A 14730-nucleotide genomic window follows, 5' to 3' on the forward strand; every position below is an offset into this window, starting at 1 on the left:
CAAGACGAGCCAATGCGCCGGCCCGCCGGCGCATTTTTGCTTGAGAGATCGGACTTGCCGTGGACCAGCAATCAACAGCGCCGCAATTGGCAATCAAACTGCCTATTCCGCGCTGGGAGTTCATTGCGCTCTGCGCGGCGCTGATGGCGCTCAATTCGCTGGCCATCGACATCATGCTGCCGGCGCTGCAGCAGATCGGCGCCTCGCTCGGCGTCGAGAATGAAAACCATCGGCAATATGTGATCACCGCCTACATTCTGGGGTTTGGTGGCGGCCAGCTGTTCTTCGGCCCCATCTCGGACCGTTTCGGCCGCCGCTCGCCGCTTGTCGCCGGTCTGATCATCTACGTGGCAGCGGCAGCCGCCGCCGCCATCGCGCCAAGCTTTGAAACGCTGCTGATATGCCGCGCCGTGCAAGGCATTGGCGCGGCCGCCACGCGCGTCATCGCGGTCTCGATCGTGCGCGATACATTCGAAGGCCGGCGCATGGCCGAAGTCATGTCGCTGATCTTCATGGTGTTCATGGCGATACCGGTCATTGCGCCCGGCATCGGCCAGTTCATCATGCTGTTCGCGATCTGGCACTATATCTTCGTCACCATGGCCGTCGGCGCGTTGATCGTCTCGGCGTGGTCGCTGCTGCGCCTGCCTGAAACACTGCGTCCCGAATATCGCCGGTCCCTGACGGTCTCCTCCGTCATCGGTGGCTTCCGCATCGTGCTCACCAACCGCATCGCGCTGTGCTACGCCTTTGCCAGCACCTTCGTCTTTGCCGCCATGTTCGGCTTCATCGCCTCGGCGCAGCAGATCTATGTTGACATCTTCAACGTCGGCGAGATGTTCCCGGTCATCTTCGCCGGGGTCGCGGGCGTGCTTGCCTTCTCCAATTTTCTGAACTCGCGCCTCGTCGGTCGTATCGGTATGCGCCGCCTGTCGCAGAGCGCGCTGCTGCTGTTTCTGGTCATCAGCCTGGCCTGGCTGGTGGTTTCGCTGGAAATCAAGATGCCGCTCTGGCTGTTCGTCACCTTCTTTGCCAGCGCCATGCTTCCCTTCGGCGCGCTTGGCGCCAATTTCAACGCACTGGCCATGGAGCCGCTCGGGCAACTGGCCGGCACGGCATCGTCCATCCTCGGTTTCATGCAGACGTTTCTGGGCGGCATTCTCGGCACGCTGATCGGCCAGGCTTTCAACGGCACGGTGACGCCACTTGCCGCCGGCTTCTGCAGCGTCTCGGTCGCGGCGCTGCTGATGATCCTCATCGCCGAGCGCGGCAAGATGTTCCAGCCGCACAACCCACCCGTTTCAGGGCATGTCACCGACCTGCATTAGCTGCATCAGGATGCACCTTCAATCGACGCCGTGAAGCGAGGCGCAAGCATGCGCCCCGCGATTGCTCCGCCCATACTGTCCGAAAACGGCAATGGCAGAGCGTCGTCGAGTGCCTTGAGGATGGATGCCACGAAGGCTCGGCTGAGCTGGGCATCGGCCCCGAGATCCGAGTAAGTGGCGCGGGGCTTGCCGATCAGCGTGCCGTTGCGGCGCAGCGAGAACTGCAGCGTCAAGGACATGCCCGCTGTTCCCGCTGGCGGTTTCCAACAGGCATAGATAGCGTCCGACATCTCCTTAAGGGTGTCGACGGGATCGGCACTGTGGCAGCGACGCTCTTGCGCGATTGCCGCGTTGGCGTTTGCAAACAAAACAAGAGCCGTCGCAAAAATTGCGAACCGAGATTTCATTCCAGAGAGCCCCCCCGCGAAGCACCAATTTGCGGCCGCGCAAACCCGGCGGTCAAGCGCGGGCCGCAGGAATTGATCCTACTCAGCCCACAGTTCGCGGCGCAGCTCCTGCCAGCTTTCCCGGTCGGGGGCGACCAGCAGACCGCCACCGACATGCGATGGCAGATAGGCTGTGCCGTCGAAGCGCGCGGCATGGCCGCCGGCCTCGGCATGGATCAGCACGCCGGCCAGATGATCCCAGGGCATCAGCTTGTTGTAGACGACGAAATGGCCGTGGCCGCTGGCCAGCAAGCGGTATTCGTGGGCGGCACAGCGGTAGTTGAACTGCGACAGCGTCTTGGTCTGGTTGCAGGCCAGCCGCGTGCGGTCGGGCTCGGCCATGTATTGCCAGGAGACCGCCCCAGTCATCTCAGAGATCGGCGCGCTCGTGGCAACCCGCACTGTTTCCAGCGTGCCATGCGCATGGCGGATATGGCTGCCGGCACCCTTGGCGCCGATCAACCAGTCCTTGCCGACGGGATCGTGGATGATGCCGGCGACCGTCTCACCCTTGACCACTACGCCGAGCATGACGCCGAACAGCGGCACGCCGGAGGCGAAATTGAAAGTGCCGTCGACCGGGTCGATGACGAATGCTAGATCGGCGTCGCCCAGACCATCGAGCAGCGCCGGATTGTCGGAACAGGCTTCCTCGCCGACAACCATGGCCGAGGGATAGCGTTGGCGCAGCCTGGCGGTGATCAGCCGCTCGGCGTTGACATCGGCTTCCGTGACCAGATCGGCGGCAGAGGTCTTCTGTCTGATATCGCCATCGCCCAGCCGGCGAAAGCGGGGCATGATTTCGGTGTCGGCCGCCTCGGCCAGCAGGCTGGCCAGCCAGTCGATCGCGTTGTCGTCAAATGTCATCGGGAGCATCTTGCCTGCGTATGAGGGTTTCGTTGAGAGCGGCGAAATCGAACAGTTTCCTGTCGAGCAGGTGCGACGGCCTGGTGTTGGACAGCGCGTGGATCATGGTGTCCTTGCGGCCGGGCATGCGCTTTTCGATATCGTCCAGCATCGCCTTCATGGCGTTGCGCTGAAGACCTTCCTGGCTGCCGCAGAGGTCGCAAGGGATGATCGGGAACCGCATCGCGGCGGCGAATTTTTCGAGGTCGATCTCGGCACAATAGCTCAGCGGCCGCAGCACCATGACATCGCCTTCGTCATTGAGCAGCTTTGGCGGCATGGCGGCGAGCCGGCCACCATGGAACAGGTTCATGAAGAAGGTTTCGAGAATGTCCTCGCGGTGGTGGCCAAGCACCAGCGCCGAGCACCCCTCTTCGCGCGCGATACGGTAGAGATGGCCACGCCGCAGTCGCGAGCAGAGCGAGCAATAGGTGCTGCCCTGCGGCAGCTTGTCGGTGACGACCGAATAGGTGTCCTGGTACTCGATGCGGTGCGCAATGCCGTTGGCGTTGAGATAGTCGGGCAGGATGTGTTTTGGGAAATTCGGCTGGCCCTGGTCGAGATTGCAGGCCAGCAATTCGACCGGCAGCAGCCCGCGCCATTTGAGATCGAGCAGGATCGCGAGCAGGCCGTAGGAATCCTTGCCGCCCGACAGCGCGACCAGCCAGCGTTGGCCGGGCACGATCATCGAGAAATCCTCGGTCGCCTGACGGGTCAGCCGCAGCAGCCGCTTTCGCAGCTTGTTGAACTCGACCGAGGACGGCACATCGGCGAACAGCGGATGGAAACCGCCCTCGGCGATCGGTTCTAGCGTCTCTATGTCTGGCTGCATGTTCATGGCGCGGCGGCCCCGGATGTGACGTCTGCCCGGATTAGCGCATCGGCCGGAGAATCGAAACCGCAAAGCGGATGCGCGAAACAAAAAGGCCGCCTCGAAGGGCGGCCTTTTCGGTATCGCGGAAAATCGTTCGCTTAGCGCGAATAGAATTCGACGACCAGGTTCGGTTCCATCTGCACGGCAAACGGAACGTCCGCCAGGCCGGGGATGCGCGAGAAGGTTGCGACCATCTTGTTGTGATCGGCTTCGATGTAGTCCGGCACGTCGCGCTCGGCGAGGCCGACCGATTCCAGGACGATGACCAGCTGCTTCGACTTTTCGCGCACTTCGATGACGTCGCCCGGTTTGCAGCGGTACGAGCCGATGTTGACGCGCTTGCCGTTGACGTTGACGTGGCCGTGGTTGACGAACTGACGGGCAGCGAAAATGGTCGGCACGAACTTGGAGCGGTAGACGACCGCGTCGAGACGCGACTCGAGCAGGCCGATCAGGTTCTCCGAGGTGTCGCCCTTGCGGCGGTCAGCCTCTTCATAGACCTTGCGGAACTGCTTTTCCGAAACGTCGCCATAGTGACCCTTCAGCTTCTGCTTGGCGCGCAGCTGCAGGCCGAAGTCGGAAAGCTTGCCCTTGCGGCGCTGGCCGTGTTGGCCGGGGCCGTATTCACGCTTGTTGACCGGGGACTTCGGGCGGCCCCAGATATTTTCGCCGAGACGGCGGTCGATCTTGTACTTCGCGGATTCGCGCTTGCTCATCGCATTCCCTTTTCAAAAACAACACACCCGGCACCTCATGGTCCGGGTGAAGGAAACGCGCCCTCCTCTGGCCTCCGTTTTCGAGACCTGACAGGGTTTTCCCACGCAACGCGGCGGAAAACCCACGGGACACGTCAGTTCAAACAAAACCAGAAACCAAGGCAACCGGTCTTGCGCATACAAAACAAACACCGGACATCGCTGCCCGGCGTTGGCGGCTGGTTAAACCGAGATTTAACCGGTGTCAAGCTTTCGCCTAGCTCGACACGGCGCAACCGTATACCGTCGCCGACGTTATGCGATGCCGGATGTGGCGGGAGGTTTTGCGCCAACGGCACCAGGAAGGGATCTGGAGCTAGAGGAGTCCAATTAGCATGAAGAAGTTCTTCCTTACCTTGGCGGGCGCCGCGGTGCTTGCAGGTTCGATGGTGGTGGCGCCGGAACCAGCCATGGCACGCCATTGGCACGGCCACAAACAGGTCTGCCGCGTCATCGTCAAGAAGAGGGTGGTGTGGCGGCACGGTCATCGCAAGGTGATTGTGCAGAAGATAAGGCGCTGCCACCGCTTGTGAGACCGGCTCAGGACAAGCTTTGATGTCTTGGAATGCCAAGATCCAGGAGGGCCAGTGATCCGTCGCTGGCCTTTTCGCATTGAAAGGGTGTCAGCCGCGAGAGCGAACGATCCCGAATTTGGAGAGGAGCCTTTGCAGCGAGGGACCTCTCTAATGACGTTCCCGACTTCGTGATTGGGGATCATTGCCGCGATTCGCTAGAAATCGAATGTCAGGCAATGGAGAGCCCTATGATGACCGCAACCTTGCTTCTGGTCGCGCTACTTGCAGGCCCGACCGTACTCGCTTCGCCAAACGTCGCTGTGGCCGGCGGAAAAAACAACTGCCATTGGGTCAAGATCACCAGACGAGTCTGGAGCAATGGCGGTCCCCACTGGATCACGAAGAAAGTGAAGCGCTGCGACTACCACCATCATTGACGGTCAACTTATGATTTCTTGTCGGGCAGACCCTTGCGCTTGGTCTCGGCGAATTCCTCGAGCTGTTTTTCGGTCATCGATTCGTACATCTCGCGCGACGCGCCTTTGAGTTCACCTTTTTTGGTCTCGCCGCGCTTGGCGGAAAGCGCCGCGCCGGCGGCCTTTTGCTGAGCTTGTGATTTGGCAGGCATGATTTTTCTCCTTTGCTGTAGGAAGAAACGCCAAGCTTCGGCGGCAGTTCCAGCGCCTGCGGCCCAGGCTTTGACGAACTCGTCGGCTGCCTTCCCGAGCCCGCAGCCCCGGTGTAGGACAGTTGAATGAAGTCTCTGACCGACCCCTCACAAGCGCTCTCCACCGGCCTGGCGAAAATCCGCACCGAATTCCACGTGCCGGATGGATTTCCGGCTGAGGTCATGGCCGCGGCGGAGGCGGCGACCCGACGTGTGCCGAACCAGCATGTCAATCGAACTGATATGCCCTTCGTCACGCTCGATCCGGCTGCCTCCACCGATCTCGACCAGGCGTTCTCGATCGAGGCGAGCAGCAGTGATCTGCTGCTGCACTATGCCATTGCCGATGTGGCCTGGTTCGTCGAGGACGGCGACGCGATCGATCTCGAAGCCTGGACGCGGGGCGAGACGTTTTACCTGCCGGACGGCAAGGCCGGGCTCTACCCGCCGGCAATCGCCGAAGGTGCGGCGAGCCTGTTGCCGGATGGACCGCGTCCAGCGGTCATCTTCACGGTCCGCATCGCAGAGGACGGTGCGACAAAATTGGACGGCGCGGAGCGGGCAATCATTCAAAGCCGCGCGAAGCTCGCCTATGACAGCGTTAAGGCCTCCGACGTTCCCGCCGACTTCGCGGAGCTGGCACGGCGCATAGCGGCAAACGAGGAGCGCCGTGGCGCGTCACGCGTCGACCCGCCCGAGCAAGAGGTTGAAAGGCTAGCCGATCGCACATTCCGGCTTTCGTTCAGACCGATACTGCAATCCGAACAAGACAATGCCGCGCTTTCGCTGGCTGCCAACATGGCGATCGCCGACGCCATGTTTGCGCATCATACCGGGTTGTTCCGGGTGATGTCGGAGCCAGACGCTTCCAAGGTGCAAAGACTGCGCAATGCGGCGCAGGCTCTCGGGCTATCCTGGCCGGCCTCCACCAGCTTGCACGACTATCAGCGGACCCTTGATCCGACCAATAAGCAGCAGGCGGCGCTGATGCTGGAAATCCGCCATGCCGGCTCCGGCGCTTCCTATCAGCCCTATCAGGAGGGCCTCGTCCCGTGGCATGAGGCGATGGCTGCGACCTATGCCCATGCAACCGCGCCACTCAGGCGGCTGGCCGACCGCTATGTCGTGCGCTGCGCGCTGGCAATCGCCAACGGCCAGCCCGTGCCGCAGGCCGTCACCGACGCGTTCACCAGATTGCCGAAAGTGATGGGACGTTCGGATGCCCGCGCCTCGCAGATCAACCATGCGGCCATCGACCTTGCCGAGGCGGTGATGCTCAGGGGACGCGAGGGGGAGACGTTCAAGGCCGTTGTGACCGACGTCAACCATGGCGTGCGCGTCCAGCTTGCCGACATGCCTGTCGTTGCCAACCTGAAGGCCTCCGGGCTCAAGCAGGGTGATGGCGTGACGCTGAAGCTGGTCTCGGCGGATCCGGATCAGCGCAGCATCGTCTTCGAACCTGTTTGAGCGGCAGAGGTTTCCGCCACCGCCTAGCGTACGGCCAGTCCAAAGCCCTGCATCAGCCGGCTGACGGCAAAGTCAGCCTTGCCGGAAGTGAAGACGGCGATATCCGGCTCGCCTTGCGGCAGCGGCCCATCGACGGGCGGCAGCAGCGAAAGCGCGCGCCGGGCGATTGCCTCGGCCGGATCGATCCAGTCGACCGGCCAGGGTGCGGTCTTGCGCATGCGGTTGGCCAGGAACGGATAATGCGTGCAGGCCAGCACGACGATATCGGTCCGCATCCCGTCACGCTCCATGAAACAGGGCGCGATCTCGGCACGCACGGCCTCTTCGTCGACAAAGCCCTCGCGCATATAGGCTTCGGCAAGTCCCGCCAACCTGTCGCTGCCAACCAGGCGGACATGGCATTTCTGCGCCCACTTGCTGATCAGGTCACGCGTGTATTGCCGCTTCACCGTTCCCGGCGTCGCCAGCACCGAGACCAGGCCCGAACGCGTGCGCTCCGCCGCCGGCTTGACCGCCGGCACGGTGCCGACAAAGGGGTGGCCCGGAAAGGCGTCGCGCAGCGCGTCGATCACCAGCGTCGAGGCGGTGTTGCAGGCAATGACCGAAATGACTGGTTCAAACCGGTCGAGCAGCTTGGCGAACAGCTCCAATATATGGGTCCGCAGCGCCGGTTCTTCCCAGGCGCCGAAGGGAAAGGCCGCATCGTCCGCGACATAGATGAAGCGCCGGTCCGGCATCAGCACGCGCGCCTCGCGCAACACGGTCAGCCCGCCGACGCCGGAATCGAACATCAGGATCGGGCGGTGGCTTGATCGATCGTTCATGAATATCGGACCACGGAAAGAGGCTGGCCGGTGATTTGGCCAATGCCGTTTCTATCCGCAACGATCATGGTCTTGAAGTGGCGAATGCTCACAGCTTTTGCGCAGGCCTCACACCCCACGCTTGCCGAAACCGGCGGTGCGCGACCTGCCGAAAGGCTGCGGCGCGGGCGCAACGCGTGCAGCGGCGACACGCGGCGTAGCCTGGACATTGCTTGCTGCGGTGCTCCCAGCGCGGGCCGAAATTGGCAGCGGGCCGTCAAAGTCGAACATCGAGGTCAGTTCTTCGATGTTGCTGCCGGCGACAGGCTTTGCCCACAGGATGCTGCACCAAAGGCCGAATATTGAAAGGCCAAGCAGGTTCAGGCCGCCAGGCACGCTTTCCGGATCGCCGAATTTGATGACCAGCAGCGTGCCTGCCTGCAGAACGGCGTAGAAACCGGAGAGCACGATATAGGACCACACGATCCACCGGCGCCCGTTTGCATCGCGGCCGCGACGCAAGGCAATGTTGCCGCGCAGCACAACAAAGATGAGCGAGAAGACCAGTACCGCACCGGCCATGCCTTGCCGTGACGGGCCTGGCGCCGAATAGACCAGTCCTTCGAAGCCGATCGTGCCCATGATGCAGATGATGATCGCCACCACCTCGGCCACCGACAGGCCGAGAGAGTAAAGGAAGAAGCGCATCCGGCCTATACTGGACGTAAACATATGCCACCCCCATAGTTTCGATGAGGATGGATCAGAACCGAATAATATTCGGTTACTCCAGACGTTCGAAGCTTACTGACCTTAACCTTCTTTATCCGCCGCCCGGCTTCGCGCAGCGGCCGGAAGCCGTCTTGGATCGTCTCCTGGCGAGCCATCACCACGCGGCATCGCCGGGGAAAACCTGTCGAGTGAGGAAATTATGCCGCGCAGTACTTTGAGCTCCGGTTCGGCGAACCCGGCGCGCGTCAGCACGGCGCGCAGATTGTCGACCATTTTCGGCTTCTTCGGCGCCGGTCGGAAATAGCCGCGCGCTTCGAGCGCGCCTTCCAGATAGGCGAACAGGCCGTGCAACTCTTCCTTGCTGGCCGGCTTCATCTCCGGACCGGAAAAATTGGTCTTGGTCTCGTCCTCGAGGCCGGACTTCATCCACTCATAGGACATCAGCAAGGCGGCCTGGGCGATGTTGAGCGAAGAGAAATCCGGATCGACGGGAAAGGTGACGATCTCGTCGGCAAGGCCGACCTCATCATTGTAGAGACCGAAGCGCTCGCGGCCGAACAGGATGCCGGTGCGCTGCCCGATGCCATGACGGGCGCGGAGCACCCTGCCCGCCTCAACCGGGCCTCGCACGGATTTGAAGCCGTCGCGCTGCCTGGCGGTGGTGGCGAAAACGAAGTTCAAATCGGCAAGCGCCGAGGCCAGGTCGTCGAACACCTTCACGGCATCGATGACATGGTCGGCGCGGCTGGCGGCGGCGCGCGCCTTCTCGCTCGGCCAGCCGTCGCGCGGGTTGACCAGGCGCAGCTCCGAAAGGCCGAAATTGGCCATGGCGCGGGCGACCATGCCGATGTTCTCACCAAGCTGCGGCTCGACGAGGATGATCGCCGGACCGGCGGGTGCAGTGCTATCAGCATCTTTGGTGACGGGCATGATTGTCAATGAACTGCTGTTTGCGGCATTTCAGCGTTCCCTGCCATATTCAGCCGCGAAAATGAAGCTTTGGCAAATGATCGCGGCGACAGCCTCACATTCGTGACCGATCGCCGTTTGCGCGGCCAAAAGCGCTTTGATATACGGGCGGCATCCCCTGGCCGAACCCCGCGCGGGCAAGGCCGTCCCATATCCCAGCAACGAGGCATTCTTTCATGGCGAAGATCAAGGTGGCGAACCCGGTCGTCGAACTCGACGGCGACGAGATGACCCGCATCATCTGGCAGTTCATCAAGGACAAGCTGATCCACCCTTATCTCGACCTGAAGCTCGAATATTACGACCTCGGCATCGAGCACCGCGACGCTACCAACGACCAGGTGACAATCGATTCGGCCAATGCCATCAAGAAATACGGCGTCGGCGTGAAATGCGCGACGATCACCCCCGACGAGCAGCGCGTCGAGGAATTCAAGCTGAAGAAGATGTGGAAGTCGCCGAACGGCACCATCCGCAACATCCTCGGCGGCACCATCTTCCGCGAGCCGATCATCATGAAGAACGTGCCACGCCTGGTGCCCGGCTGGACCAAGCCGATCATCGTCGGCCGTCACGCCTTCGGCGACCAGTACCGCGCCACCGATTTCCGCTTTCCGGGCAAGGGCAAGCTGACGATCAAGTTCGTCGGCGAGGACGGCCAGGTGATCGAGCATGATGTGTACGATGCACCCGGCGCCGGTGTGGCCATGGCCATGTACAATCTCGACGAGTCGATCCGCGAATTCGCCCGCGCCTCGCTGAATTACGGCCTGCTGCGCAACTATCCGGTCTATCTCTCGACCAAGAACACCATCCTCAAGGCCTATGACGGCCGCTTCAAGGACATTTTCCAGGAAGTCTACGAGGCTGAATTCGAGGCCGAGTTCAAGGCAAAGAAAATCTGGTACGAGCATCGCCTGATCGACGACATGGTGGCCTCCGCCCTGAAATGGTCGGGCGGCTATGTCTGGGCCTGCAAGAATTATGACGGCGACGTGCAGTCCGACACGGTAGCGCAAGGTTTCGGCTCGCTCGGCCTGATGACATCGGTGCTGATGACGCCGGACGGCAAGACGGTGGAGGCGGAAGCAGCGCACGGCACCGTCACCCGCCACTACCGCCAGCACCAGAAGGGCGAGGAAACCTCGACCAATTCGATCGCCTCGATCTTCGCCTGGACGCGCGGCCTCGCGCACCGCGCCAAGCTCGACGACAATGCCGAGCTGAAGCGGTTTGCCGACACGCTGGAGAAGGTCTGTATCCAGACGGTCGAATCCGGCTTCATGACCAAGGACCTGTCGCTCTTGATCGGTCCCGACCAGCCCTGGCTGTCAACCACCGGCTTCCTCGACAAGATCGACGAGAATCTGCAGAAGGCGATGGGGTGAGGAGCGGTGCGCGAAGCGCATGAAAAGCCCCGAAATGGGCTTTTCAAGCGACGAACGCCCGGAGCCATAGCGGAGGGCCGGGGCCAATGACCAGGCCGATCATCTACGGCGCGGACTACAGCGTTTACGTGCGCATCGCGCGGCTGGCTCTGGAGGAGAAAGGCATCGGCTACGAACTCGTGCCGCTCGATATCTTCGCCGCCGAAGGCATTCCGGCCTGGTATCTGGAGCATCACCCTTTCGGCCGCATCCCGGCTTTCGAGCATGAAGGTTTTCGCCTCTTCGAGACGAATGCGATCGCGCGCTATGTCGACGAGGGTTTCGACGGTCCGGCGCTGCAGCCCGCCGACGCGCGCGGCCGTGCCAGGATGGGCCAGATGACAGGCATGCTCGATGCCTATGGCTACCGCGCCATGGTCTGGGACGTTGCCGTCGAGCGGCTGGAAAAGGCTGAGCCGGATGAGGCTTTGATCGCGAGCGGCCTGAGCCAGGCGGAGACGGTGCTGAAGGTGCTGACCTCACTGAAGGCAAATGGACCCTGGCTGCTCGGCGACCAGCTGACGCTGGCCGACCTGCACGCCGCACCGGTCATTGCCTATTTCGTCAAGGTCAGCGAGGGTCAAGACCTGTTGGCGCGGTTCGCGGATATCCAGGACTGGTATGCGCGGGTTGCGGCTCGGCGGAGCTTCGTGCGGACTGAAAAAGTCGGCTGATAAGTATTGAGACGTCCGCGGGACAGCGCCCCCTCTGTCCTGCCGGACATCTCCCCCACGAGTGGGGAGATTGGCAGCGTCTGGTAAGGCGCCTATCCCGGCGCGGTTGTATTTCCACGTGGGAGGATTGGCGAAAGCCGATGCGACGTCCGATCTCCCCCCAAGCGGGGGAGTTGTCCGGCAGGACAGAGGGGGGCGCTGTCCCTCCAACCGTTGCTATAGATTCAGTCCACTCGCCTACGCCGCTTCGAGTGCCGCCTTCACAGCCGCAATCGCGTCGTTGGCCTTCGACGCATCCGGACCGCCGGCCTGCGCCATATCAGGCCGGCCGCCACCGCCCTGCCCGCCGAGTGCCGCGGAGGCCACGCGCACCAGATCGACGGCGCTGAAGCGGCTTAGCAGATCGTCGGTGACGGCGACCACGACGCTCGCCTTGTTGTCTTCGCCAGCGCCGACGAAGACGACGACGCCGGAACCCAGCGAGGTCTTGCCGGCGTCAGCGAGCGGCTTCAGGTCCTTCGGCGAGACGCCGGAGACCGCCTTGCCGAGGAAGCCGACGCCCGCGACCGTCTCGTTCTCCGAGGGAGCACCTGCCGCGGCACCGCCGCCCAGCGCCAGCTTTTTGCGCGCTTCCGTCAGCTCCTTCTCGAGCTTCTTGCGCTCGTCGAGCAAAGCCTCGACACGCGCCGGCACGTCGGCGGGCGAAATCTTCAGCACCGCTGCCGCCGCCTTCAGGCGCCTGTCCTGCTCGTCGAGATGTTTGCGCGCGGCTTCACCGGTCAGCGCCTCGATGCGGCGCACGCCGGCGGCGACAGCGCTGTCGGAGACAACGCGGACCAGACCGATATCGCCGGTCGCCCTGACATGGGTGCCGCCGCAGAGCTCGACCGAATAGGGCCGGTTGGCCTTGGCGCCGTGCAGCCCCGTACCCATCGACACAACGCGCACCTCGTCGCCGTACTTCTCGCCGAACAGCGCCATGGCGCCCTCGGCGATGGCATCGTCGACCGACATCAGGCGGGTGGTCACCGGGCTGTTCTGCACGACGATCTCGTTGGCCATGCGCTCGACCTCTTCGAGCTCCTCGGCCGAGATCGGCTTGTTGTGTGAGATGTCGAAAACGCAGGCGCTCGGGCGCGACCAGCGAGCCCTTCTGCGCGACATGGGTGCCCAGCACCTCGCGCAGCGCCTCGTGGATCAGATGCGTCGCGGAGTGGTTGGCACGCAGCCTGGTGCGGCGCGCATGGTTGACCTTGAGCTCAACGGCCGCGCCCGTCTTGACGGTGCCGCTTGCCACCTTGCCCAGATGCACGAACAGCCCGTCGGCTTTCTTCTGCGTGTCGGATATCTCGATCGAGAATCCTTCGCCGGAGATGACGCCGGTGTCACCCATCTGGCCGCCGGACTCGCCATAGAACGGCGTCTGGTTGACGACCACAGCAACGGCGTCGCCCTTGCCGGCGCTGTCGACGGTCTTGCCGTCCTTGACCAGCGCCTCGATGAGGCCTTCCGCAGCTTCAGTCTCGTAACCGAGGAATTCGGTGGCGCCGGTCTTTTCACGCACGGAGAACCACACCGTCTCGGTCGCGGCCTCGCCGGACCCGGTCCAATGCTTGCGCGCCTCGACCTTCTGCTGCTCCATCGCATTGGTGAAGCCGGCAAGATCGACCGAGATGCTGCGCTGGCGCAGCGCGTCTTGCGTCAGGTCGAGCGGGAAACCGTAGGTGTCGTAAAGCTTGAAGGCCGTCTCGCCGTCCAGCATGTCGCCGGCGTGCAATGTTTCCGTCGCCTCGGAGAGCAGGCCGAGGCCGCGCACCAGGGTCTTGCGGAAGCGTGTCTCCTCGAGCTTCAGCGTCTCGGTGATCAGCTGTTCGCCGCGCAGCAGTTCGGGATAGGCCTGGCCCATCTCGCGCACCAGCGCCGGCACCAGCTTCCACATCAGCGGCTCGTTCGCACCGAGCAACTGCGCGTGGCGCATAGCACGGCGCATGATGCGGCGCAGCACATAGCCGCGGCCTTCGTTCGACGGCAAAACACCGTCGGCGACCAGGAAGGAGGACGAGCGCAGGTGATCGGCAATGACGCGGTAGGACGCCACCGTTTCCGCATCGGGAGCGCGCCCAAGCGCGGAGGACGCCGCATCGATCAGGTGCCGGAACAGGTCGGTCTCGAAGACGCTTTCCACCCCTTGCAGGATGGACGCCATGCGCTCCAGGCCCATGCCGGTGTCGATCGACGGACGCGGCAGGTCGACGCGCTCCTCCTTCGTCACCTGTTCATATTGCATGAACACCAGGTTCCAGAATTCGAGGAAGCGATCGCCGTCCTCCTCGGGGCTGCCGGGAGGGCCGCCCCAGATGTGCTCGCCACGATCGATGAAGATCTCCGAGCACGGCCCGCAAGGACCGGTGTCGCCCATCGCCCAGAAATTGTCCGAGGTCGGGATGCGGATGATGCGATCGTCGGAGAAGCCGGCGATCTTCTTCCAGAAGCCGGCCGCCTCGTCATCCGTGTGGTAGACTGTGACCAGCAGCTTGTCCTTGTTCAGCCCGAACTCCTTGGTGATCAGGTTCCAGGCAAGCTCGATGGCACGCTCCTTGAAATAGTCGCCAAAGGAGAAATTGCCGAGCATCTCGAAGAAGGTCAGGTGACGCGCGGTGTAGCCGACATTGTCGAGGTCGTTGTGCTTGCCGCCGGCGCGGACGCTCTTCTGGGCGGTGGTGGCACGCGAATAGGACCGCTTCTCCAGCCCGGTGAAGACGTTCTTGAACTGCACCATGCCGGCATTGGTGAACATCAAGGTCGGATCGTTGCGCGGCACGAGCGGGCTCGAGGCCACGACCTCGTGGCCCTCCTTGCGGAAATAGTCGAGAAAGGTCGACCGGATCTCGTTCACGCCACTCATGACTGCTGCCTTTTCGCGAAAACCGCCGGCGCGGCCGGCGGAAACTGGTCTCTGCTTTGCAGAAATAGATTTGGCCTTTTAGCGGGCACGCCCCAGCCTGTCCAGAAACACGGAATTGGGCCAATCTAATGCATGTCGCCCAAAAGTGACTTCGGTTTTGGGAGAACGACATGCATAAAAACAAAGACCTGAAGCGCGTCGCATGAATCCGTTTCGACGCGACGCGCTTTGGGAGCTTGCCAGCCATTCGCGCTAGCCAAAA

14 protein-coding genes and 1 pseudogene are annotated in these 14730 nt (G+C 62.7%); 6 read left to right on the forward strand and 9 right to left on the reverse strand.

Annotated features, from left to right (window positions below; all coding sequences use genetic code 11):
- Positions 1–59: 59 nt before the first annotated feature.
- On the forward strand, positions 60–1328 hold the full coding sequence (locus AC0V7N_RS25860; protein WP_475451091.1) for a multidrug effflux MFS transporter: 1269 nt from the start codon (positions 60–62) through the stop codon (positions 1326–1328).
- Positions 1329–1333: 5 nt separating this feature from the next.
- Here the strand turns inward: AC0V7N_RS25860 and AC0V7N_RS25865 are convergent, their stop codons facing one another.
- The 4 genes from AC0V7N_RS25865 to rpsD all read right to left on the reverse strand — a co-directional run bounded on the left by AC0V7N_RS25865 (position 1334) and on the right by rpsD (position 4270).
- Positions 1334–1735, reverse strand: coding sequence for a UCP034077 family protein (locus tag AC0V7N_RS25865; protein ID WP_475451092.1), 402 nt, complete (start codon positions 1733–1735; stop codon positions 1334–1336).
- 78 nt (positions 1736–1813) lie between these two features.
- Complete coding sequence (locus AC0V7N_RS25870) at positions 1814–2641, reverse strand: inositol monophosphatase family protein (RefSeq protein ID WP_475451093.1); 828 nt, start codon at positions 2639–2641, stop codon at positions 1814–1816.
- A complete protein-coding gene (ttcA, locus tag AC0V7N_RS25875; RefSeq protein ID WP_475451094.1) occupies positions 2631–3518 on the reverse strand; it encodes a tRNA 2-thiocytidine(32) synthetase TtcA in 888 nt (295 codons plus the stop codon). The genes AC0V7N_RS25870 and ttcA overlap by 11 nt, the downstream gene beginning before the upstream one ends.
- Positions 3519–3652: 134 nt before the next feature.
- A complete protein-coding gene (rpsD, locus tag AC0V7N_RS25880; protein WP_027028657.1) occupies positions 3653–4270 on the reverse strand; it encodes a 30S ribosomal protein S4 in 618 nt (205 codons plus the stop codon).
- Between the two features lie 374 nt (positions 4271–4644).
- On the opposite strand from rpsD, the gene AC0V7N_RS25885 reads away from it, so the two are divergent.
- Together AC0V7N_RS25885 and AC0V7N_RS25890 are read left to right on the forward strand one after the other, a co-directional pair.
- Positions 4645–4842 carry a hypothetical protein gene (locus AC0V7N_RS25885; protein ID WP_475451095.1) on the forward strand — a complete coding sequence of 66 codons (198 nt, stop codon included), beginning with the start codon at positions 4645–4647 and terminating at the stop codon, positions 4840–4842.
- Positions 4843–5072: 230 nt separating this feature from the next.
- Positions 5073–5261 carry a hypothetical protein gene (locus tag AC0V7N_RS25890; RefSeq protein WP_475451096.1) on the forward strand — a complete coding sequence of 63 codons (189 nt, stop codon included), beginning with the start codon at positions 5073–5075 and terminating at the stop codon, positions 5259–5261.
- An 8-nt stretch (positions 5262–5269) separates the two neighbouring features.
- Here AC0V7N_RS25890 and AC0V7N_RS25895 read toward each other — a convergent pair whose 3' ends face one another.
- Positions 5270–5452 (reverse strand): DUF3008 family protein, encoded by a 183-nt coding sequence (locus tag AC0V7N_RS25895; RefSeq protein ID WP_475451097.1) that lies wholly within the window; start codon positions 5450–5452, stop codon positions 5270–5272.
- A 126-nt stretch (positions 5453–5578) separates the two neighbouring features.
- Here AC0V7N_RS25895 and AC0V7N_RS25900 point away from each other — a divergent pair, with 126 nt between their 5' ends.
- Positions 5579–6958, forward strand: coding sequence for an RNB domain-containing ribonuclease (locus tag AC0V7N_RS25900; protein ID WP_475451098.1), 1380 nt, complete (start codon positions 5579–5581; stop codon positions 6956–6958).
- Between the two features lie 23 nt (positions 6959–6981).
- Here the strand turns inward: AC0V7N_RS25900 and murI are convergent, their stop codons facing one another.
- The 3 genes from murI to AC0V7N_RS25915 all read right to left on the reverse strand — a co-directional run bounded on the left by murI (position 6982) and on the right by AC0V7N_RS25915 (position 9423).
- The gene (gene murI / locus AC0V7N_RS25905) at positions 6982–7782 is read right to left on the reverse strand and encodes a glutamate racemase (protein ID WP_475451099.1); all 801 of its coding nucleotides are present in this window, start codon (positions 7780–7782) and stop codon (positions 6982–6984) included.
- Between the two features lie 108 nt (positions 7783–7890).
- Positions 7891–8493 (reverse strand): hypothetical protein, encoded by a 603-nt coding sequence (locus tag AC0V7N_RS25910; RefSeq protein WP_475451100.1) that lies wholly within the window; start codon positions 8491–8493, stop codon positions 7891–7893.
- Between the two features lie 81 nt (positions 8494–8574).
- The gene (locus AC0V7N_RS25915; protein ID WP_475451101.1) at positions 8575–9423 is read right to left on the reverse strand and encodes an RNA methyltransferase; all 849 of its coding nucleotides are present in this window, start codon (positions 9421–9423) and stop codon (positions 8575–8577) included.
- 215 nt (positions 9424–9638) lie between these two features.
- Here AC0V7N_RS25915 and AC0V7N_RS25920 point away from each other — a divergent pair, with 215 nt between their 5' ends.
- On the forward strand, positions 9639–10850 hold the full coding sequence (locus AC0V7N_RS25920) for an NADP-dependent isocitrate dehydrogenase (RefSeq protein WP_475451102.1): 1212 nt from the start codon (positions 9639–9641) through the stop codon (positions 10848–10850).
- Between the two features lie 86 nt (positions 10851–10936).
- A complete protein-coding gene (locus AC0V7N_RS25925; protein ID WP_475451103.1) occupies positions 10937–11563 on the forward strand; it encodes a glutathione S-transferase family protein in 627 nt (208 codons plus the stop codon).
- A 237-nt stretch (positions 11564–11800) separates the two neighbouring features.
- On the opposite strand, the pseudogene alaS reads toward AC0V7N_RS25925, so the two are convergent.
- A pseudogene (gene alaS, locus AC0V7N_RS25930) lies at positions 11801–14468 on the reverse strand (alanine--tRNA ligase).
- Between the last annotated feature and the right edge of the window lie 262 nt (positions 14469–14730).

The sequence above is a fragment of the Mesorhizobium kamtschaticum genome (assembly GCF_056174585.1).